Origin of the sequence: Janthinobacterium paucivorans (assembly GCF_051380805.1) — a bacterium.
GTDB lineage: Bacteria > Pseudomonadota > Gammaproteobacteria > Burkholderiales > Burkholderiaceae_D > Janthinobacterium > Janthinobacterium lividum_D.
On the sequence record NZ_JBNYXR010000002.1, the window covers coordinates 158,412 to 179,315 of the forward strand.

The window sequence follows — 20,904 nt, forward strand, 5'->3', positions numbered from 1 at the left end:
CGATGAAGAAGCAAATGATGCTGGTCACCCTGGTGCTTGCCCTGTCAGCCCACGCTGGCGCAGCCCAGACGGACAAGGGCGCCGCCCCTGCGACCCCCATGAAGCCACTGGCCCAGCAAACGCAGGCCGCGCTGTGGGCATCGCGCGTATTGACACGCGTCCATTACAAGCCGACGCCGCTCGACGACGCCATGTCCGAGAAAATCTTCGACCGCTATTTCAAGTCCCTGGACGCGGAGAAACTGTTCTTCGTGCAAGCCGACATCGACCGTTTCGCGCCGCTGCGCAGCAAGCTCGACGACGCCATCATCAATGAAGACTTGACGCCGCCGTTTGCCATCTACAACCTGTACCAGCAGCGTTTCGACGAGCGCATGGCGTATGCGCGTGAATTGCTGAAAACCAAGTTCGACTTTACTGCCGACGAGAGCTATCAGCTCGACCGTGAAAAGGCCGCCTGGCCGAAGAACGATGAAGAAGTGCGCGACCTGTGGCGCAAGCGTGTCAAGAATGACTGGCTGCGTCTGAAACTGGCGGGCAAGGAAGACAAGGCTATCCGTGAGACGCTGGACAAGCGCTATGAAGGTTACACCGCCCGTTCGCGCAAGCTCAACAGCGAAGACGTGTTCCAGATCTTCATGAACGCCTACGCCATGTCGATTGAACCGCACACCAATTACCTGGGGCCGCGCGCTTCGGATAACTTCGACATCGCCATGCGCCTGTCGCTCGAAGGCATCGGTGCCGTGCTGCAGACGCGCGATGAATACACGGTGGTGCGCGAAGTCGTGCCGGGCAGCCCGGCCGGCTTGTCGGGCAAGCTGAAAGTGGGCGACCGCATCGTCGGCGTGGGGCAGGGCGAAAGCGGTCCCATCGTCGAGGTGCTGGGCATGCGCATCGACGATGTGGTGCAGCTGATCCGTGGCGCCAAGGATTCCACCGTGCGCCTCGACATCTTGCCGGCCGATGCCGGCCCGGACGCCAAGCACGTGGTCTTGCCGCTGGTGCGCAAGAAAATCAGCATGGAAGAGCAGGCGGCGAAGAAATCGATCATCGAAGTGCGAGAAAATGGTGCCAAGCGGCGCATCGGCGTCATTTCCTTGCCGACGTTCTACCAGGACTTCGAAGCGCGCCGCCGTGGCGACAAGGATTTCAAGAGCGCCACGCGCGACGTCACCCGTTTGCTGGGCGAGTTGAAGAAGGAGAAGGTCGACAACGTGCTGATCGACTTGCGCAACAACGGTGGTGGCTCGCTCAATGAAGCGGTCGAACTGACGGGCCTGTTCATCGGCAAGGGGCCTGTGGTGATGCAGCGCAATGCCGAAGGCAAGGTCGATGTGGAAAGCGATACCAATGCGGGCCTGGCCTGGGATGGACCGATGGGCGTGCTGATCAACCGTGGCTCCGCCTCGGCTTCCGAGATTTTCGCCGCCGCAGTGCAGGACTATGGTCGTGGCGTCATCATCGGCGAAGGCAGCTTCGGCAAGGGCACGGTGCAGACCCTGTTTAACCTCGACCGCTTTGGCGGCAGCGAAAAAGCCCGCTTTGGCGAGCTGAAAATGACCATCGCGCAATTCTTCCGCATCAATGGCGGCACCACGCAGTTGCGCGGCGTCACCCCTGACATCAAGCTGCCAGCCATGTCGGACACGGAAAACTTCGGCGAATCGAGCTACGAGAATGCCCTGCCATGGGTGGCCATCAAGCCGGCGCAATACATGCCGACGGGCGACCTGAAGGAAATCGTGTCGCTGCTCGACAAGAAACATGAAGCGCGCGTGGCCAAGGACAAGGATTTCCAGTACTTGCTCGATGACATCGCTCTGGTCGTCAAGCAGCGCAAGGAAAATCAAATTTCGCTCAATGAAACCGTGCGGCGCAAGGAGCGCGATGTCCAGGAAGCGCGTGCCAAGGCGCGTGAAAAACGCATGATCGCGCAGATTGCCAATCCTGCCGATGACTTGGTGGTGATTCCTGATCCGAAAGATGTACTGAAGGGTGCGAAAGCGGCCAGCAAGACGGCCAAGCAGATCGCCGCCGTGAAGGGCTCCTTGCGTACCGATGACGGCTTGCAAGGCGATGAGCGGGCCCTGAGCGCCGAACTGGACGCTGAAACGGCCGCGAAGAGCGCCAAGGACGTGCTGCTGAACGAAGCGGCGCGCATCCTGGCCGACGAAGTGACGCTGATCAAAGCCGATACCCGCATGGCGTCCAAGGTCTTGCCACATGGCGCGGACATCAAGGCGACGCCGGTGACGGCAGCGAAGTAAGGAACTTGGGTCAGACCCTCCGGGGGAATGTGCTTCAATGGAGCACATTCCGATCAGGAAGTGACTGACCCCAGCTTTGGCGAGAAGGAGAGTTATCCGTCTGGTGTATTTCTATCATTCCAACAATCAATTGGATTGATATGTCGCGGTGCAGCATAATTGACTCGTCTCCTCTATTCTCCTCCAAGAAAATAGATTCAGCCCGCTCTCGCAGCGGGCTTTTTTTTGTGGTGCGCCCGGCAGGGGCGCACCTTCAGCGCGCCCCTATGCTGACGCCCGGGATGGCGCGCGCGCCCTGCACATCGGCATTTGCCGCCAGCAACGTAGTTATCCAGGCCGAAAACACGTGTACCTTGGGCACTGTCAAGCGCCCCTGCGGCGTCAGTAGCGACACGGGCATGGGCGTTGGCGGATGCTCGGGCAGCACGGCGACCAGCGCGCCGCTGTCGAGGTGCTCGCGCACCTGGTACATGGCTGCCTGCGCCAGGCCCAGCCCTTGCAGCGCGCAGGCCACGCTGGCGTCGGCATCGTTGACGGCGATGGGGCCGGTCATGGGCACGCGCAGCACTTCCTTGCCTTGCATGAAATCCCAGTCGAAAGCGCGTCCCGTGCGGCCCGAGTAATGCATGATGCCCATGTGCGTGGCCAAGTCGGCCAGTGTCTGCGGCGTGCCGTGCCGCGCCAGGTAGGCCGGTGCCGCGCACGTGACGAAGCGCATCAGGCCGACTTGCTTGCCGATGAAGGCGGAATCTTGCAAGGTGCCCACGCGCAAGGCGCAATCGATGCCTTCCTGGGTCAGGTCGATCAGGCGGTCTGTCAGGCTCAGCTGCAATTGCACGTCCGGATAGGCGGCGTGGAATTGCGCGATATGCGGCATGACGAGGCGCCGGCCCACCGTATTGGGCAAGTTTATACGCAGCAAGCCGCGCGGTTTTGTTGCCTCGGGGCCGCGGAACGCCAGTTCCGCCGTGTCGACAGCCTTCAAGATATCGATGCAGTGGCGAAAGTAATCGGCGCCTTCTGGCGTCAGCGACAGGCGGCGCGTGGTTCGCTGCAGCAATTGCGTGCCCAGATAGGCTTCCAGCTTTTGCAGGGTGGCCGTCAGTGCCGCGCGCGGCAAATTGAGCGTCTCGGCCGCCTTGGAAAAGCTGTTGGCCTCAACGATGCGCACGAAGGTCTGCATGGCCTTGATCTTGTCCATGGCAATTGTTCATCTTATGTGAAAAGTGTAAGTCGATTATGCATCAATTTTCTGAGGCCTGTTTTTGCCGACCCAGCCCCTTCGGTCCACCTTTTCCAGAGATTCGCCTTCATTGACTGCGCCCTTCCAAGCATGCTTACCTGGGCCAAGATGTAAGAGCGCAGAAACTACGAGCGCAGAAACTCTCGAACCGCAGGCTTGCTTCTGCCCGCGAACGCATATCGATGAATATGCGACCGATTGATCAGTCGAGTTTGGTGTTGGTGCCAATACAGGCCAACACAGGCCAGCGCAAGCCGGCCCATGATTTGTCGCGCGGCTGCAACGCCGACGATGTGTTCAATGTGACTGCCGTGACCGTAGTGCAGGTGCAGAATGGGGCTCTTTGCCCCCGCACGCCATACTGTGCCACCGATTCGCGCGCGCCGCGCCCGTTGCGGGCCGCCAAATAATTGCACCTCGCACAAGTTAATTTGCGATAATTGATTAATAGAAATAATTCCATACGGTAATCTTCAAATACGGACGGCACAGTGCATTCGATCCCACGTTCTACGCTCCCCCTCATCGTGTTCTCTGCGCTGTCTGCAGTAGCATTGCCAGGCACGGCGCAAACTCCCACACCGACCAACGCCGGACAGATTTTGCAGCAGATCGAAAAGGAGCGCGGCGTCGGCCTCCCGCAAAGCCCGCCACCGAAAATCGCCCCGGCGCCACAAGCCATGAAGCCGATATCGGGCGCCACTGTTACGCTGACGCGGTTCCAATTTTCCGGCAATGTCTTGCTCAGCGATGCAGAACTGGCAGATGTCGTCGCGCAATATCTGAACCGGCCCATTGGCTACGCCGAAATGCAACAAGCCGCCGCCGCCGTCGCTGAACTTTACCGCAAGCGAGGATGGATCGTTCGCGCCTACCTGCCCGAGCAGGATATTCACGATGGCAGCGTGACTATCGAGATCGTCGAGGCTATATTCGGCAACGTCAAACTCGAAGGTCCGGCTGCCAAGCGATTGACTTTGGAACAGCTGCAACGCGGTTTCGAAGCGCGGCAAGCGAAGGGTACTGTCATCGATAAGACCGCGCTCGACCGCGCCCTGTTGCTGGCCGACGATTTGCCTGGCGTCGCCGTTTCCGGCCGCTTGCAAGAGGGCAGCAATGCGCGCGAAACCGACCTGATCATTAAGCTAGCCGACGAGGCGTTCGTGCTCGGCGAAGTCAGTCTGGACAACTTCGGCGCCCGCTCCACCGGCAGCAATCGCCTGACCGCGAACCTCAATCTCACGAGTCCCCTGGGTGTCGGCGATCTGCTCGGCGGCAACCTCATCCATACACGCGGCACGGACTATTTGCGGCTGGCGTATACGTTGCCGGTCGGCGCCGATGGCTGGCGTTTGGGCGCGAGTGCATCCGCGCTCGCTTATCGATTGACCGCCGCCGAATTTGCCGCCCTGAACGGCAAGGGCAGTTCCGCCACGGCCGGAATCGATGCCTACTACCCACTCGTCCGTTCCCGTTTCAAGAATCTGTTCCTGGGCATCAACTACGACATCAGGCGCTTCGACAACGAGTCTTCGTTCGCGACGCAATCGCGTTACCGCAGCAATGCCCTCGCGCTCAATTTGAATGGCAACCTGTTCGACGGCTTCGGCGGAGGCGGCGCCAGCAGTGCCACCTTGACGCTGCTGGCCGGTCGTGTCGCTATGGGGAAACTTGATCCGGGTGAAGACGCGGCGCTCGACGGCGGCTTCAGCAAACTGCGCTACAACTTTTCCCGTCAGCAAGCCCTGGGCGGCGACCTGTCCTTGTATGTTGCGCTTTCCGGCCAGGAAACGAACGGGAAAAATCTCGATTCCTCGGAGAAGTTCTATCTGGGCGGCGCCGATGGCGTGCGCGCCTACCCGACCAGCGAGGGCGGTGGCGCCAGCGGCAATCTCGCCAACGTCGAAATACGCTGGCGCTTGCAGCGCGGCGTTGTCCTGACCGGATTCTACGACCATGGCGGCATACGCAACTACAACGGCGGCGGAAACTACAGCCTCAAGGGCGCCGGCGCGATGCTTGCATGGCAAGCTGAGTTCGGCTTGAGCCTGAAGGCCACTTGGGCGCGTCGTCTCGGCAGCAACCCTAACCCGACGCTTGCCGGTACCGACCAAGACGGATCGTTCAGCAAAAACCGCTTCTGGTTGGCTGCCAGTCAGCCATTCTAAATTTCTCCGGACCACGCAATGAATAAATCCTACCGTTTAATTTGGAACGAAACGACCAACACCTGGACGGCCGTCTCGGAGCTGGCCAAGGGCCGCGGCAAGCGCGCCTCGGGCGCCGTTATCGTGGCCGCCGCTAGCAGCCTGCTCGTTCCCTTCGCCCTGGCATTTGCCGCTCCGCCGCCGGCCCCGAATGCGTTACCCGGCAAGGGGCAAGTTGTCGCCGGTTCGGCCAGCATCGCGCAAGCGGGGGCGACGATGACCATCAAGCAAAGTACGAATAGCGCGGTAATCGACTGGCAGAGTTTCAATCTCGGCAGCGCGGCGCAGCTCAATTTCATACAGCCATCGAGTAGCAGCGCCACGCTCAATCGCGTGCTTGGCTCCGATGTCAGCCAGATATTCGGGCGCATCAACGCCAATGGACAAGTATTTCTCAGCAATGCCAACGGCGTGTATTTCGGCCGCTCCGCGAGCGTCAACGTCGGCGCGCTCACCGCCACTACACACGGTATCGGTAACGACGATTTCATGGCGGGACGTTACCGTTTCACGCAAGGCGGCGCCAGTGGATCTGTCATTAACGAAGGCAGCCTGAGCGCCGGGCTGAATGGCTATGTCGCCCTGCTGGCGCCGGAAGTACGCAACAATGGCGTCGTCGTGGCGCAGATGGGAACGGTCGTCCTGGCCGCCGGCGACGGCTTTGAGCTCCAATTCGGCGGCCACGGTGATCTGGCGAACGTGCGCGTAACGCCGGCGGCGCTCTCCGCGCTGGTGGACAACGGCAATGCCGTGCGAGCGCCCGGTGGACTCATCATTCTTTCGGCGCAGGCGGCCAACCGTTTGCAGGGCGGCGTCGTCAACAACAGCGGCACGCTGGAAGCCAGCGGCCTGGTCGACAACGGCGGCGTGATCCGTCTCGAAGCGAGCGACCACATCAGCCACACCGGCAGCATTCGGGTCGATGCCGCGTCGCATGGCCGCGGCAACGGCGGCACGGCAACGCTGATCGCTGACCTGTCCAACCACGCCAGCGGGGCCGACATTGACGGCAGCATCGACGCGCGCGGCGGCGGGCTCGGGGGCAACGGCGGCTTTATCGAAACGTCGGCCGGTCGCGTGCAGATCGGTGACAAGACGCTCGTCAGCACCGCCGCGCCGCAAGGCCGGGCCGGAACGTGGCTGATCGACCCGACCAACTTCACCATCGCCGCCGGAACGGCGGCGCGTACCGCCAGCGGTATCGGCGCGAGCACACTGCAAACTGCGCTCGCCGCCGGTAGCGTCAGCATCGCGACCTCCGCAACGAGCAACGGCACGGACCTGGGCGACATCAACGTCAATGCCAACCTCGCCTGGAGCGCCAACACCCTTACCCTCATCGCACACCACGACATCAATATCAACGCGACGATGACCGCCGGTGGTACGTCGGCGCTTTCCTTGCTCCCAGGCAGCGGCAATGTGAACGTCGGCATCGACGCCAGCGGCGCGTTCAAAGGGCGGGTCGATTTCGCCGGGCGATCCGGTACGGGCATGCTTTCCATCAACAACGCCGCTTACACGGTGATCAACAGCCTGGGTGCGGCGGGAAGCGTGACCGCCGCCGATTTACAAGGGATGAGCGGCGGTTTGGCGCTTAATTATGCCCTTGGCGGCAATATTGACGCCACCGCAAGCTCTGGCTGGAACGCCTGTACGACATGCAATAGCGGTGGCGCCGGTTCCTATGGCTTCCAGCCGATTGGCGCGCTCACCGGTCAATTCAATGGACTGGGCCATACCATCAGCAACCTCACGATCAACCGGCCGGCCAGCAATGCCGTCGGCCTGTTTGCAAGCGGCACGATCAGCAACGTCGGCTTGCTCGGCGTCAGCGTGAAGGGGGCGAACAACGTCGGTGGATTGACGGGGGGCGATGGCGCGATACGCAATAGCTACGTCAGCGGAACGGTGAGTGGCGCAACGCGAGTCGGCGGCATGGTGGGCGGATACGGAAATATCGCGAACAGTTATAGCAGCGCCACGGTGAGCGGGGTGAGCTACGTGGGCGGGCTGGTGTCATTTGCCCGGACCATTACCAACAGCTATGCCACGGGCAATGTGACGGGAACGAGCATTGTTGGCGGATTGGTCGGGTATGGTAATTACGCTACTATTACCAACAGCTATGCCACTGGAAATGTCAGCGGCACGAGCAGTGTTGGCGGCTTGCTGGGATCAGGTCGCACGACCGTAACGTACGGGTCTATGCGCAACAGCTACGCCACAGGTTTGGTGAGCGGCTCAGGTGGCGGCCTGGCTGGCAGCGGCTATTTTGCTGCCGGCAGCGCCACAAACAACTTTTGGGACACCACAACGTCAGGAAAGTCGACCGGGATGGGCGCAAGCAACGTGAGCGGCATGACCGGCATGAGCACCGCCGACATGAAGACGCGGGCAAATTTTGACACTGCAACGAGCGCCAACGGCAGCGTGAACCCCGCATGGGATTTCACGACGGCGGCCAAGCTATGGAGTGTCAGTCCTGGTGTCAATGGAGGCTATCCCGCACTGTGTGTATTCAACTGCCTGACGCCGGTTTATCTGCGCTTGACAGTCACTGGTAATAGTGTGTACGGCACTGCGCCAAGCACGTTCAGCTATGACTACTACACCGACCCCGCTGGCGGTGTACTTGTCACCGACGCCGCGCCAACAGGAACCGTGGTCTGGACCGGGGCGCCAGCATCGACTTCCGGTGCTGGCAGTTACAGTCCTACCTATACCCGCGGTGTTACCCTTGGAAACGCCAACTATGCACTTGTGGCAGGCAATGCGGTGAACTGGGAGGTAAGCAAAGCGCACCTGACGGTGACTGCCGACGACAAGAGCCGCGTGTACGGCCAGGCTAATCCGACGTTCTCTCAAAGCATCAGCGGCTTCGTCAATGGCGAGGGCATTGGCGTGCTGAGCGGTACGGCGAGCGGCAGCAGCGCCGCCACGGCGAGCACTGGTGTTGGCACGGCGAGCATCGTCGCCGGCCTCGGCAGCCTTGCCTCCAATAACTACGATTTCACCACCGTGAACGGCACGTTGACGATCAACAAAGCGCACCTGACGGTGACTGCCGATGACAAGAGCCGCCTGTACGGCCAGGCCAACCCGATGTTATCGCAAAGCATCAGCGGCTTCGTCAATGGCGAAGGCAGCGAAGTGTTGAGCGGCACGGCGAGCGCCAGCAGCGCCGCCACGGCGAGCACCGGTGTTGGCACGGCGAGCATCGTCGCCAGCCTCGGCAGCCTTGCCTCCAATAACTACGATTTCACCACCGCGAACGGCACGTTGACGATCAACAAAGCGCACCTGACGGTGACTGCCGACGACAAAAGCCGCCTGTACGGCCAGGCCAACCCAACGTTCTCGCAAAGCATCAGCGGCTTCGTCAATGGCGAAGGCAGCGAAGTACTGCGCGGCACGGCGAGCGCCAGCAGCGCCGCCACGGCGAGCACCGGCGCCGGCACGGCGAGCATCGTCGCCAGCCTTGGCAGCCTTGCCGCCAGCAATTACGACTTCACCACCGCGAACGGCACGCTGACGATCAACAAAGCGCACCTGACGGTGACTGCCGACGACAAGAGCCGCCTGTACGGCCAGGCCAACCCGACGTTCTCGCAAAGCATCAGCGGCTTCGTCAATGGCGAAGGCAGCGAAGTGTTGAGCGGCACGGCGAGCGCCAGCAGCGCCGCCACGGCGAGCACCGGTGTCGGCACGGCGAGCATCGTCGCCAGCCGTGGCAGCCTTGCTGCCAGCAACTACGACTTCACCACCGCGAACGGCACGCTGACCATCAACAAGGCCCACCTGACGGTGACTGCCGATGACAAGAGCCGCGTGTACGGCCAGGCCAACCCAACGTTCTCGCAAAGCATCAGCGGCTTCGTCAATGGCGAGGGCATTGGCGTGTTGAGCGGTACGGCGAGTGGCAGCAGCGCCGCTACGGCGAGCACCGGTGTCGGCACGGCGAGCATTGTCGCCGGCCTCGGCAGCCTTGCCTCCAATAACTACGATTTCACCACCGCGAACGGCACGCTGACCATCAACCCGCTTCCCCCAGTGCCACCTGTGATAGCGCCGCCGACTTTGCCCAGCCCTACAGCCAACACACCGGCTCCGTTGGCTCCGCCTGCAAGCGAAACGCCGACCGTGCCCACGACGGTCACCCCGAGTGCCCCAGAGCCGGCCGCTCCAAGTACCCCAGAGCCGGCCGCCCCGAGTGTTCCAGTGCCGGTCACTCCAAGTGCCCCAGTGCCGGCCGCTCCAAGTACCCCAGCGCCGGTTGCCGCAGCCAGTAAAGCTTCCGCTGGGCCGTCTGGCGAAGCTGGTATTTCGATTTCTGTGCAGCGGGTGGCGAGCCTGAATGAAGGCGGCATCATTACGGTCTCCGTGCCGAAAGAAATGGCGACAGCAGGTAGTGGTTTCAGCTTCCCGTTGCCACAACAAGTGAACAGCACAGGGACCGATGTGAACGTCACTGTCCAGGTAACGACAGTCGCTGGCGAGGCACTACCGGCCTGGTTATCGTTCAATCCTAAAACCAGGATCTTTGCAGCGACAGCCGTGCCCGATGGCGCATTCCCGATGCAGGTAATGGTAACGGTGGGTGGGCAAAGCACGACAATCGTCATTTCAGCGCGAGCCGGGCAGTAGCGCATGTGTCAGATTAATTTCGGCTTGATGCATCGGCCCTGCCTGTCTCATCTCGCGGACAATATTGAGCAACAGAAACCTAAATCATGACATCACGTTTTGTTGGCGTTGCCGGTCTGCCTAGGGCGGGGTCCACCCTGCTGTGCCAGTTGTTGGCAGAGCATCCGGAAATGCATTCCGAGGGGCATAGCTCGCCGCTGTGCAATGCATTGCTGGCGACGCGGCGCAGCATCAGCGACGACCAGTTTTTTCTTTCCCAGCTTGATGCGCAAGCCGATATCACCTACGCGCACCTCAAGTCGGCGATGCAAGGGTTCTTGTCCGGTTGGCACGCGGGGCATGGCAAACCTGTGGTGGTCGATAAGAACCGCGCATGGTTGCACTGCATAGAGTTTTTGTTGCACCTCGACCCAAGTGCAAAATTGTTGGTGCCAATTCGTGAACTGGGGCAGATTTATGGCTCCATCGAAGCGCAGCACCAAAAGACCATCTTGATCGACTTCATCGACCACCTGGCCGACCTTGATCGTTTCGGTCGTGCTGATCAGTTGTTCGCCAAAGACAAGGCCATCGGCGCACCGTTGTCGTCGATCGAGGCCGTGCAGGATTTGCCGCAGGCGATAAAAAGCCGGCTTTACTTCGTGAAGTTTGAGGATTTGATGGCGCAGCCTGCGCAAACGATGGCTGCGGTCTACGCTTGGCTGGGGGTGGCACCTCACAGGATAGATCCGGCGAAGCTCGTCGTTCGCGCGCACGAAAGCGACAGCCATTACCGCAATAAATACTTGCATCGCCAACACGCCCAAGTCGTGCCGCCCGGGCCGCACACTATCCCCCCGCGTATCCAGGAACATATCGAGCACGCTTGTGCTTGGTACTACGCATGGTTCTATCCAAAGCGCTGACATGTGCTTGCCCTGCGGCGCTTAGCGGCGGGCGCCAAGTATGCTCGCGATGTCGGCGCACAGTCCTTTGTTGAGCGCATGCTGCACCTTCGTGGCCAGGCTGCGGCTGCAGACGGCGCTCAGGTGAGCGTTGGCGTGAGGGAACAACAAGGCCCTGAAATGAGCGAAAAATGTTGTCACATTAGCCGTCGCTTGGTCAAAGTAAGGCCTCGCTTTACGCGCAGTGGCAACTGCTGAAATTGTCGTCGATTGCGGCGCAGCAGGCCTTGCCAGAGCTTCCAAAGGGGCTTGATGATGTCCGTATTGCCGATGAAGGCGTTTTTTGTCTGACCTTGCAAATAAAAATACCGGATCAGCTTTTTAAGCTGCATGCAAGACGGGGCGGTTTCAAAGAGCAAGCGCTCACCATGCTCATCGAGATGATCTGCGTCATCTCGATGAGGGCAAAAAATGGGTGTGGAGAGCGATGGAAGCGTTATGGATTGCTCAGCTAACTCGGTTTGCCGGAGGTAATAGAGGAAGTTTGACGCGCAGTTGCAGCTGATCGAGTATCAGGCCTATGCAGTCGCTCACGGACAGCGTGCTCGTATCGAGGACCAGGTGCGCCGTCTCAGGCACTTCGTACGGTGCCGATATGCCGGTGAAGTCCAAAATCTCTCCGCACCGGGCTTTCCGGTACAAGCCCTTCACATCGCGTGTTTCACAGACTGTCAGTGGACATTTTACATAGACCTCGAACAGGTCGTGCGCGCCGATGATGTCGCGCACCATGGCACGGTCTGCATCGAGCGGCGATATGAAGGCAGCGAGCGTGATGACGCCTGCCTGTACCGTCAGCCTGGCCACTTCGGCGACGCGGCGCAGATTCTCATGCCGCTCCTGGGCGGAAAACCGCAGGTCTGCGCATAGGCCCTGCCGCATGTTGTCGCCGTCCAGCACCAGCGTGTGCCGGCCCTGGCAATGCAGCGCATGTTCCAGCGCCATGGCCAGCGTGGACTTACCGGCGCCGGACAAGCCGGTGAACCAGATCACCAGCGCACGATGGCCGTTAAGCTGTTCGCGCGCGTCGCGCGTCACACTAGAATGCTGCCAGAAAAGGTTGTTGTTCATGGAGTCGAGCCTATTTCATTGCACAGTCGCCATTGTCCACCATGGCGGGCAAGGGGCGCTAGCAAATGCCAAGTGCGACACTGGGTTGATGTACCGTATTCGTCGGATGTTGTAGCAGGGCTATGGGCTGAGCGTGGCCCTGGTCCTAGGTCATGGTTTTCGCATCGCCGCTGGCGCGCTGTTGAGCACTGCGGCGTAGCTGTCGACGACGCCCTTGATCTGGTCGTTTCCCGAATGGTCGTAGAAGAGGCGGTCCTCGATCTCCGAGCGCAGATATGGATGCCCTGCATGTCCGGCATCTGGCCACGAAGGTCTGCATGGCCTTGATCTTGTTCATGGCGATTGTTCATCTTATGTGAAAAGTGTAAGTCGATTATGCACTAATTATCTGAGGCCTGTTTTTGCCTAGAATAGCGCCATCTCTATTGAAGCGAGGAAACACCATGCACCAGGCCGCATCTTCTGCGCCACACGATATTTCGCCCGCCATGGTGCTGTTGCTAGCCATCTCGTCCGGCCTGATCGTGGCCAACCTGTATTACGCGCAAACGCTGGTCGGGCCCATTAGTGCATCGACTGGCCTGTCGGCCAAGGCGGCCGGACTGATCGTCACCCTGACCCAAGTGGGCTACACCTTGGGCTTGCTGTTTATTGTGCCGCTCGGTGACTTGCTGGAAAATCGCCGCCTGATTATCACGGCCCTGCTGGTGACGGCCATGGCCTTGATGGTGGCGGCCCTTTCCACGGGCACCATCGTGTTCCTGGCCGCCGCGCTGGCGATCGGCCTCGGTTCCGTGGCGGCGCAAGTGATCGTGCCGTTTGCCGCCCACCTGTCGCAGGAAGCGACGCGGGGGCAAACGGTGGGCAAGGTAGTCAGCGGCTTGTTGATGGGTATCATGCTGGCCCGTCCCGTGGCCTCGCTGGTGGCCGCGCACGCCAGCTGGCACGTGGTGTTTGGCGGCGCCGCCGTGCTGATGCTGGCGCTGGCGGCTGTCCTGCGTCGCGCCTTGCCCGCGCGCCAGCCTGTCGCCAATATGCGTTATCCGGCCTTGATGGCCTCGCTGTGGCATCTGCTGCTGGGCACCCCCGTGCTGCGCCGCCGCGCCGCTTATCATGCGGGCCTGTTTGGCGCCTTCAGCCTGTTCTGGACCGTCACCCCGCTGGTGCTGGCCAGTGCCGCGTTCGGCCTGTCGCAAACGGGCATCGCCATCTTTGCCCTGGTGGGCATGGCGGGCGCCTTTGCCTCGCCCATCGCCGGCCGCCTGGCCGATGCGGGCCATACCTTGCCGGCCACGGCCGCCGCGCTGGTGCTGGGCATCAGCGCCTTTGCCTTGCCGATGTTTGCGCCAGAGTCGAAACATGTAGCGCTGGGCTTGCTGGTCATCGCTTCCATCGTGCTCGACATGGGCGTGGCAGCCAACCTGGTTCTGGGCCAGCGCGCCATCTTCAGCCTGGGCGCGGAAGTGCGGGGCCGTTTGAATGGCCTGTATTTCGCGCTGTTCTTTGCCGGTGGCGCGGCTGGCTCTGCCATCGGCGCCTGGGTGTATGCCAGCTACGGCTGGCCAGCAACGTTGTTCACTGGCATGGCGTTTCCGGGCCTGGCCCTGCTGGTGTGGCTGGCAGAATTTGTACCACTGGCTACGCGCCGCACGGCTTGAAACCCTGCTCGCGCGCCATTATCACTGGCAGATATTTCTATCATCATGAATATAAAGTGGCATGAAATGCCGCAATGGCGCAAGATGCTTTGGTCTCCTCTATCTCCTCCAAGGAAATAGATTTAGCCCGCTCTCGCAGCGGGCATTTTTTTGTCTATTGACATTAAATCACTAGCAGATTGAGCGCACGCATGAAGTTCGCTGCCTGCGCATACGTGATGACGGCACCCTTGAGCAAGGACGCATCGCTCAAGGTAAAGCCGTCGATGTCGGCGCCGCGCAAGTCGGTCCCCTGGAATTTCGCCAGTTTGATGGTGGCGTTGCGCAGGCTGCAGTCTTCGAAGACGGCGTCGCGGAAATCGCAGCCGGCCAGGTAGGCGTCGGAAAAGTCCAGCTGTTTCAAGATCGCCTTGCGGAAGGAAAAACCGCGCAAATCTGCGCCCACCAGCAGGCTGTCTTCGAAGCTGAGGCCCAGATGGGCTACTTCCTCGAAAGACGCACCCGTCAACTTGCAGCCCCGGTAGGTGACCGAGGCCAGTTTGGCGCGCCGCCATGTCGTGTTGTTCAGGTCGCAGCCTTCAAACGTGGCATCGACGGCGTCGACGGATTCAAAATCGGCACTGCCGGCGCGACAGCGGCGCCAGGTGCTGCGCGCCAACTTGCTGGCGAACAAGCTCGTTAGGGCCAAGGTGCAGCGCTCAAAGGTGCAGCCCTGTAAATCGAGGCGCGACAAGTCTGCGTGGTCGAAAGCGCAATCGATGAAGTGGTGCACGGATTGCGCCAGTTGTTGCTCGATGCCGGCGCGGTCCAGGGTCATGCCGCTCACTGCGGTAGTGTGTGTTGTCATGCGTCTCATTCCTAAAGAAAAAAGCAGGGGAGCAATGGTGCGGCGGAAAACATGAGGTGATCAGCGTTTCTTCGGCCAACTGCGCCGGCGTGATCACTTCCTGTCCCGCCAGGCGATGCTGGTGCTTGACCACCAAATCCTGCTCGTAGGCACGCTGCTTCGAAATGCACGGTGGAGCGAGGCAGCGGGTCGGGCGTGACCAGCATGTCGATCTCGTCATTGATCAGCGCGCCGATGCCGCCGAACTGGAACTTCTGTTTCACGTCGACATCGACGTCGCGCAGCACGGCCAAGGGTAGACGTTCGAGCATGACTCACATGAATTTTTATAATGGATGTATTAAATTTTACCATTATTTTTTATGGATCAGAGTGGCTATGATGTGCTCATACTTCACAAGGAGCAGCGTCATGACCGTCACGACACACAATCTGGGTTACCCGCGCATCGGCGCCAAACGCGAACTGAAATTCGCCCTGGAAGATTACTGGAAGGGCCAAAGCACGCTGGAAGCGCTGCAAGGCCAGGCTGCCGAATTGCGCCAGCGCCACTGGCAAGACCAGAACGCCTTGGACCTGGTGCCCGTGGGCGACTTTTCCTTGTATGACCAGGTGCTGGATCTGAGTTTTACGCTTGGCAACTTGCCGCAGCGCGTGCGCGGCTTGCACGGCGCGGCGCTCGATAACTATTTCCGTGTGGCCCGTGGCCGCTCGGCCAGCGACAGCGATTGCAGCTGCGTCCACGCGGGCGAAATGACGAAATGGTTCGACACCAATTACCACTACATCGTGCCGGAATTCGCAGCCGACACGCAATTCACGCTCGACAGCTCCTGCTTGCTGCAGCAACTGGCGCAAGCGCGCCAGCTCGGCGTGAAAACCAAGCCCGTGCTGATCGGTCCCGTTACGTATTTGTGGCTGGGCAAGGCCAAGGATAATTCCGACAAGCTGGCGCTGCTGCAAGGCTTGCTGCCCGTCTACGTGCAATTGCTGCAGGCACTGGCCGCGCAGGGCGTGGAGTGGGTGCAGATTGATGAACCGATTCTGGTCACCGAACTCGACAGCGCCTGGCAGCAGGCGCTGGTGACAGCCTACGACGCCTTGAGCAAGGTCAATCACGTCAAACTGCTGCTAGCCACGTATTTCGGCAAGTTGCAAGACAACCTGGCACTGGCGTGCAAATTGCCCGTGCAAGGCTTGCACCTGGACGCCGTGAATGCCCGCGATGAAGTGGCGCAAGTGATCGCCCAATTGCCCGCCAGCAGCGTGCTGTCGCTGGGTGTGGTGAATGGGCGCAATATCTGGAAGACGGACTTGAACGCGGTGCTGGCATGGCTGGAACCGGTGCACTCGAGCCTGCAGTCGCGTCTTTGGATCGCCCCATCATGCTCACTGCTGCACGTACCTGTTGACCTCGACAGCGAACAACAGCTCGATGCCGATATCCGTTCCTGGCTGGCCTTTGCGCGCCAAAAACTCGATGAAGTGCACACCATTGCTGGTGCCCTGAACCATGGCCGCGCCAGCGTGCAGGCGGCGCTCGATGCCAACCATGGCGCCGTCGAAACGCGTCGCCAGTCGTGCCGCGTGCACAATCTGGACGTCAAAGCGGCCGTGGCCCGCATCGATGCGAGCCTGGGCCAGCGCGCCAGCGGCTATGCCGTGCGTGCCGCCAAGCAAGCTGCACTGCTGCAACTGCCAATGTACCCGACGACGACCATCGGCTCCTTCCCGCAGACGGCGCACATCCGCCAGGCGCGCAGCCAGTTGCGCAGCGGTCAGCTCGATGAGGCCAGTTACAAGAAGCTGATGCAGGAGGAAATCGCCCATTGCGTCAAGGAACAGGAAGCGCTGGGCTTGGACGTCTTGGTGCACGGCGAAGCGGAACGCAACGATATGGTCGAATATTTTGGCGAACAGCTCGACGGTTACACCTTCAGCCAGTTCGGCTGGGTGCAATCATATGGTTCGCGCTGCGTCAAGCCGCCTATCTTGTTCGGCGACATCAGCCGCCCCCGCGCCATGACGGTCGAGTGGAGCACTTACGCCCAGTCGCTCACGCATAAACCGATGAAAGGCATGCTGACGGGACCCGTCACCATCTTGAACTGGTCCTTCGTGCGCGACGACCAGCCCCGCTCCGTGTCGTGCTATCAGCTGGCGCTGGCCATCCGCGCCGAAGTGCAGGACCTAGAACGGGCCGGCATCCGCGTGATCCAGATCGACGAAGCGGCGCTGCGTGAAGGCTTGCCACTGCGCAAATCGCAATGGGCCGAGTACCTGCGCTGGGCCGTCGAATCATTCCGCATCACGGCCAATGGCGTGGCGGACGAAACGCAGATCCACACGCACATGTGCTACTCGGAATTTAACGACATCATCGCGCAAATCGCCGACATGGATGCGGATGTCATCACGATCGAAACTTCGCGCTCCGACATGGAATTGCTGGATGCCTTCGATGATTTCAACTACCCCAATGAAATCGGGCCTGGCGTCTACGACATCCACTCGCCCAACATTCCAAGCCAGGAACAGATGGTTAAGCTGATGCGCAAGGCGGCCGAGCGCGTCCCCGCGCAGCGCCTGTGGGTCAATCCTGATTGCGGCTTGAAGACGCGTGGCTGGAAAGAAGTCATTGCGGCGCTTGCGAACATGGTGGCGGCAGCAAAAACCTTGCGCGGCGACAACGTGGCCTGAGGATAACGGGGGCGGGGGAGGCGTATATGGTTCAGATATAGCCGGATCGTATTTCTATCATCACAACATACAATTGGATAATGATGCTGCGATGCGCGATCATCCATCTGTCTCCTCTACTTCCTCACAGGAATTAGATTCAGCCCGCTCCCGTAGCGGGCTTTTTTTGTCCGTGCGCTTTACTGTGCTGGCTATCACAGCCTCGTCGCTTGATATACTTGCTCACTTAAACCCACCGTTCAACAGGAGACCAGCTGATGAAGTCTTTGTTGCGTGCCGCCGGCACGCTTGCGCTGACGGTGCTGATGGCGCTGGCAGGATGCTCGAAGGAACGCCATCGCTTGGATCGCCATTTGGCCCAGTTGCATCCGGACACGGTCACAGCGCTGCCGGAGATGGGGTGGCCGGCCGGGACACTGCTGTGTCCGCTGACCACCTACCAGAGCGACCTGGATGGATCGGAGCCTCCCGCGGATAAGGTCAACGCATTCCTGGCGCAAAAACAATTTTTGGGTAATGAAGGCTACTGGTCGCTCATCCTTGTCAAACCGGCGCCAGCCGGCGACAACAGCATTGAACAATTGATTTTCAAGCGCGCAGAGTTTGATGTTATCAACGATGCGACGACGCTCAAGCGCGATGCCGAGACAGTGCCGGCGGGGTTTGCACCACAGACCTGCATACCGGTGGAGCGCGCTCGCGTGCTGCTGACGCGCACCCGAGGCAGCCATCGAAAGCTTGTTATTTTTGGAACGGCCTGAACGAGATATTGATGAAACATATCTCTATCATCACAACATACGATTGGATTGTTATGTTGCGATACGGCATCATTGCACCTGTCTCCTCTACTTCCTCACAGGAATTAGATTCAGCCCGCTCCCGTAGCGGGCTTTTTTTTGGCCTTTTTTGAGCGCAGCCAGGTGCACACGCTTGCTTGCCATCATCGCCATCATGTCACCTTTGTGCGTGCTAGACTGGGCTTTTGGCAGATCAAGGTTGTCTGATACTTCAACTATGTCGCCACACGCTGGAGTCCACGCCCATCCTCGCTCTGTTTCTCGTCATCGGCGCCGGATATGCGCTGGGGCGCGCTAGCGTGTTCGGTTTTTCGCTGGGCGTGGGGGGCGTGTTGTTCGCCGGGCTGGCGCTGGGCGCATTCGCTCCCGGGGCCGTGCCGCCGCCGATGGTTGGCTCCCTAGGCTTGCTGCTGTTCTTGTACGGTATCGGCGTGCAATATGGCGTGCAGTTTTTCGCCGGCTTGCGCGGCGCCGGGCAAAAACACAATTTGATGAAGGACAGTAGCGCGCTCGACGGCACGATGGCTATTGCGCCGGCCAAACACGCGGCCGAGGTGCGCAAGCTGTTTGGCAATTCCATTACGGCCACAGCCGAGTTCAGCTATGTCTCGCTGGGCATGGGCATGGGCATGGTGCTGGGCGTGCTGCTGGTGCCGATACCCTTGCCGTGGATAGGCTCGTTCAGCCTGGGCCTGGCGTCCGGTTTGCCCTTCGTGCAGCAAGTGGGCGCCGATGGCTTGCCCATGCTGGCACTCGGTGCCGTGACGGTGCTGGTGGTGGTGGCATTGGTGGTCATCTTGGGCAAGGTCTTCCTGCGCCTGCCGTTTCCCGAATTGCTGGGCATTGCCGCCGGCGCCACGGGCAACCCGGCCGTGCCGGTATTGGCCAATCGCCTGGCCAAGTCGGACCGTCCCAACCTGGGCTATGCCATGATTTTCCCCAGCATGACCATCGTCAAGATCGTTGCGGTGCAGGTGCTGCTGCATTCATATGGCTGAATTTGGCCAGCATCAGTGCTTCGTCCGCCCTTTTTTCATTGCCTAACATTGCGCGACATGATGAAGTTGCCGAGCTTGCCTACTCTGCAGCCCAATAGCTTGTGCCAAAGAAATGCATCACCGACTTGAGCGGGGCAATGGTAGTCAAGCACAGCCAATTGCAGCCAATTGCAGCCAATTCCAGCTAGCGCAGGCCTTGGTAAAAGGCGTGGCGCTCCCCCGATTCTGTTGTACAATCATCGAGAACGGTCGTGCTTTTTTGTGCGCTGAACTTCCTTGCGTGCAGTCATCACGGCAATCGATAAGAACAAGGAGACAGACATGGACCTGCATTACACGGCCGAGGAGACGGCGTTCCGCGACACGGTGCGCGCCTTCCTGGGCACCCATTTGCCCGCCGATTTACAGCGCAAGGTGCGCCAGCATTTGCGCCTGGCGAAAGATGATTATGTGCGCTGGCACAAGATTGTCGCGCAGCAAGGCTGGGCTGCGCCGGCCTGGCCTGTCGAATACGGCGGCACCGGCTGGACCGCCGTGCAGCGCCACATCTGGGAAGACGAGTGCGCGCGCGCCGCCACGCCGCCGATCTTGCCCTTTGGCGTCAATATGGTGGCGCCCGTCATCATGGCCTTCGCCAACGCCGAACAAAAAGCCTATTATCTGCCGCGCATCTTGAACTGCGACGACTGGTGGTGCCAGGGTTATTCCGAGCCGGGCGCCGGTTCCGACCTCGCTTCCCTGAAAACCACGGCCCAGCGCGATGGCGAGCATTACATCGTCAATGGCCAGAAAACCTGGACCACCCTGGGCCAGCACGCCGACATGATCTTTTGCCTGGTGCGCACGGACACGACCGTGCGCAAACAGGAAGGCATCAGTTTCTTGCTCATTGACATGAAAATGCCGGGCATCACCGTACGCCCCATCAGCCTGCTCGATGAAGAGCATGAAGTCAATGAAGTCTTTTTCGACAATGTGCGCGTGCCCGTCAGCAATCTGGTGGGCCAGGAAAACAAGGGCTGGACGTACGCCAAGTATTTGCTGGGCCATGAACGCACGGGCATCGCCGCCGTGGGCCGCTCCAAGCGCGAACTGACCTTCCTCAAGCAACTGGCCATGCAGCAAGCCAAGCGCGGCGCGCCGCTGCTGCACGATCCTGCTTTTGCGGCCAAGGTGGCCCACCTGGAAATCGAATTGATGGCGCTGGAAATGACGGTCTTGCGCGTCATCAGCGACGAGGGCAAGGGGCCGGGAGCGCAGGCTTCCATGCTGAAGGTGCGCGGTTCCGAGCTGCAGCAGCAGCTGACGGAGTTGATGGTCGAAGCCATCGGCCCGCAAGCCCTGCCGTTCGACCCAGCATTTCTCGACGGCAGCGTGCCGCACAGCGCTGGCGGCGACGACCTGGCCGCGCCGCTGGCCGCCTATTACTTCAATTACCGCAAGACATCGATCTATGGCGGCTCGAATGAAATCCAGAAAAACATCATCACGCAGATGATCCTGGGCCTGTAAGGCAGAA

The 20,904-nt window shown here is 60.4% G+C and carries 15 protein-coding genes; 10 read left to right on the plus strand and 5 right to left on the minus strand.

The genetic code is table 11. The features are described from left to right. Positions 1-2 precede the first annotated feature (2 nt). Positions 3-2,270, plus strand: coding sequence for a carboxy terminal-processing peptidase (locus ACQ4V8_RS03775; protein WP_436570920.1), 2,268 nt, complete (start codon positions 3-5; stop codon positions 2,268-2,270). Positions 2,271-2,523: 253 nt separating this feature from the next. Here ACQ4V8_RS03775 and ACQ4V8_RS03780 read toward each other — a convergent pair whose 3' ends face one another. Next, the gene (locus tag ACQ4V8_RS03780; protein ID WP_010399109.1) at positions 2,524-3,471 is read right to left on the minus strand and encodes a LysR family transcriptional regulator; all 948 of its coding nucleotides are present in this window, start codon (positions 3,469-3,471) and stop codon (positions 2,524-2,526) included. Positions 3,472-3,715: 244 nt separating this feature from the next. Further along, on the minus strand, positions 3,716-3,976 hold the full coding sequence (locus ACQ4V8_RS03785) for a hypothetical protein (protein ID WP_436570921.1): 261 nt from the start codon (positions 3,974-3,976) through the stop codon (positions 3,716-3,718). 139 nt (positions 3,977-4,115) lie between these two features. On the opposite strand from ACQ4V8_RS03785, the gene ACQ4V8_RS03790 reads away from it, so the two are divergent. From ACQ4V8_RS03790 to ACQ4V8_RS03805, 4 genes are all read left to right on the plus strand, one after another. Further along, a complete protein-coding gene (locus ACQ4V8_RS03790) occupies positions 4,116-5,681 on the plus strand; it encodes a ShlB/FhaC/HecB family hemolysin secretion/activation protein (protein WP_082261062.1) in 1,566 nt (521 codons plus the stop codon). An 18-nt stretch (positions 5,682-5,699) separates the two neighbouring features. Further along, positions 5,700-10,367 carry an MBG domain-containing protein gene (locus ACQ4V8_RS03795; protein WP_436570922.1) on the plus strand — a complete coding sequence of 1,556 codons (4,668 nt, stop codon included), beginning with the start codon at positions 5,700-5,702 and terminating at the stop codon, positions 10,365-10,367. A gap of 86 nt (positions 10,368-10,453) precedes the next feature. Further along, positions 10,454-11,272: a sulfotransferase family protein gene (locus tag ACQ4V8_RS03800; RefSeq protein WP_436570923.1), complete on the plus strand. Its 819-nt coding sequence runs from the start codon at positions 10,454-10,456 to the stop codon at positions 11,270-11,272. Positions 11,273-11,511: 239 nt separating this feature from the next. Then, on the plus strand, positions 11,512-11,766 hold the full coding sequence (locus tag ACQ4V8_RS03805; RefSeq protein ID WP_010399102.1) for a hypothetical protein: 255 nt from the start codon (positions 11,512-11,514) through the stop codon (positions 11,764-11,766). On the opposite strand, the gene cysC is transcribed toward ACQ4V8_RS03805, so the two are convergent. Beyond that, on the minus strand, positions 11,759-12,382 hold the full coding sequence (gene cysC, locus ACQ4V8_RS03810) for an adenylyl-sulfate kinase (protein ID WP_436570924.1): 624 nt from the start codon (positions 12,380-12,382) through the stop codon (positions 11,759-11,761). The two genes, ACQ4V8_RS03805 and cysC, sit on opposite strands and share 8 nt — an antisense overlap. Positions 12,383-12,825: 443 nt before the next feature. Between cysC and ACQ4V8_RS03815 the strand changes: the two genes are divergently transcribed. Beyond that, a complete protein-coding gene (locus ACQ4V8_RS03815) occupies positions 12,826-14,040 on the plus strand; it encodes an MFS transporter (RefSeq protein ID WP_010399097.1) in 1,215 nt (404 codons plus the stop codon). A gap of 163 nt (positions 14,041-14,203) precedes the next feature. Here the strand turns inward: ACQ4V8_RS03815 and ACQ4V8_RS03820 are convergent, their stop codons facing one another. Next, a complete protein-coding gene (locus ACQ4V8_RS03820) occupies positions 14,204-14,896 on the minus strand; it encodes a pentapeptide repeat-containing protein (RefSeq protein ID WP_436570925.1) in 693 nt (230 codons plus the stop codon). A 2-nt stretch (positions 14,897-14,898) separates the two neighbouring features. Beyond that, on the minus strand, positions 14,899-15,198 hold the full coding sequence (locus ACQ4V8_RS03825) for a type 2 periplasmic-binding domain-containing protein (RefSeq protein ID WP_436570926.1): 300 nt from the start codon (positions 15,196-15,198) through the stop codon (positions 14,899-14,901). A 100-nt stretch (positions 15,199-15,298) separates the two neighbouring features. On the opposite strand from ACQ4V8_RS03825, the gene metE reads away from it, so the two are divergent. From metE to ACQ4V8_RS03845, 4 genes are all read left to right on the plus strand, one after another. Further along, the gene (metE, locus tag ACQ4V8_RS03830) at positions 15,299-17,587 is read left to right on the plus strand and encodes a 5-methyltetrahydropteroyltriglutamate--homocysteine S-methyltransferase (protein ID WP_436570927.1); all 2,289 of its coding nucleotides are present in this window, start codon (positions 15,299-15,301) and stop codon (positions 17,585-17,587) included. A 257-nt stretch (positions 17,588-17,844) separates the two neighbouring features. Beyond that, the gene (locus ACQ4V8_RS03835; protein WP_436570928.1) at positions 17,845-18,348 is read left to right on the plus strand and encodes a hypothetical protein; all 504 of its coding nucleotides are present in this window, start codon (positions 17,845-17,847) and stop codon (positions 18,346-18,348) included. A 224-nt stretch (positions 18,349-18,572) separates the two neighbouring features. Next, the gene (locus ACQ4V8_RS03840) at positions 18,573-19,385 is read left to right on the plus strand and encodes an aspartate-alanine antiporter-like transporter (protein ID WP_436570929.1); all 813 of its coding nucleotides are present in this window, start codon (positions 18,573-18,575) and stop codon (positions 19,383-19,385) included. A gap of 321 nt (positions 19,386-19,706) precedes the next feature. Beyond that, positions 19,707-20,897 carry an acyl-CoA dehydrogenase family protein gene (locus ACQ4V8_RS03845; RefSeq protein WP_436570930.1) on the plus strand — a complete coding sequence of 397 codons (1,191 nt, stop codon included), beginning with the start codon at positions 19,707-19,709 and terminating at the stop codon, positions 20,895-20,897. Positions 20,898-20,904: the final 7 nt, after the last annotated feature.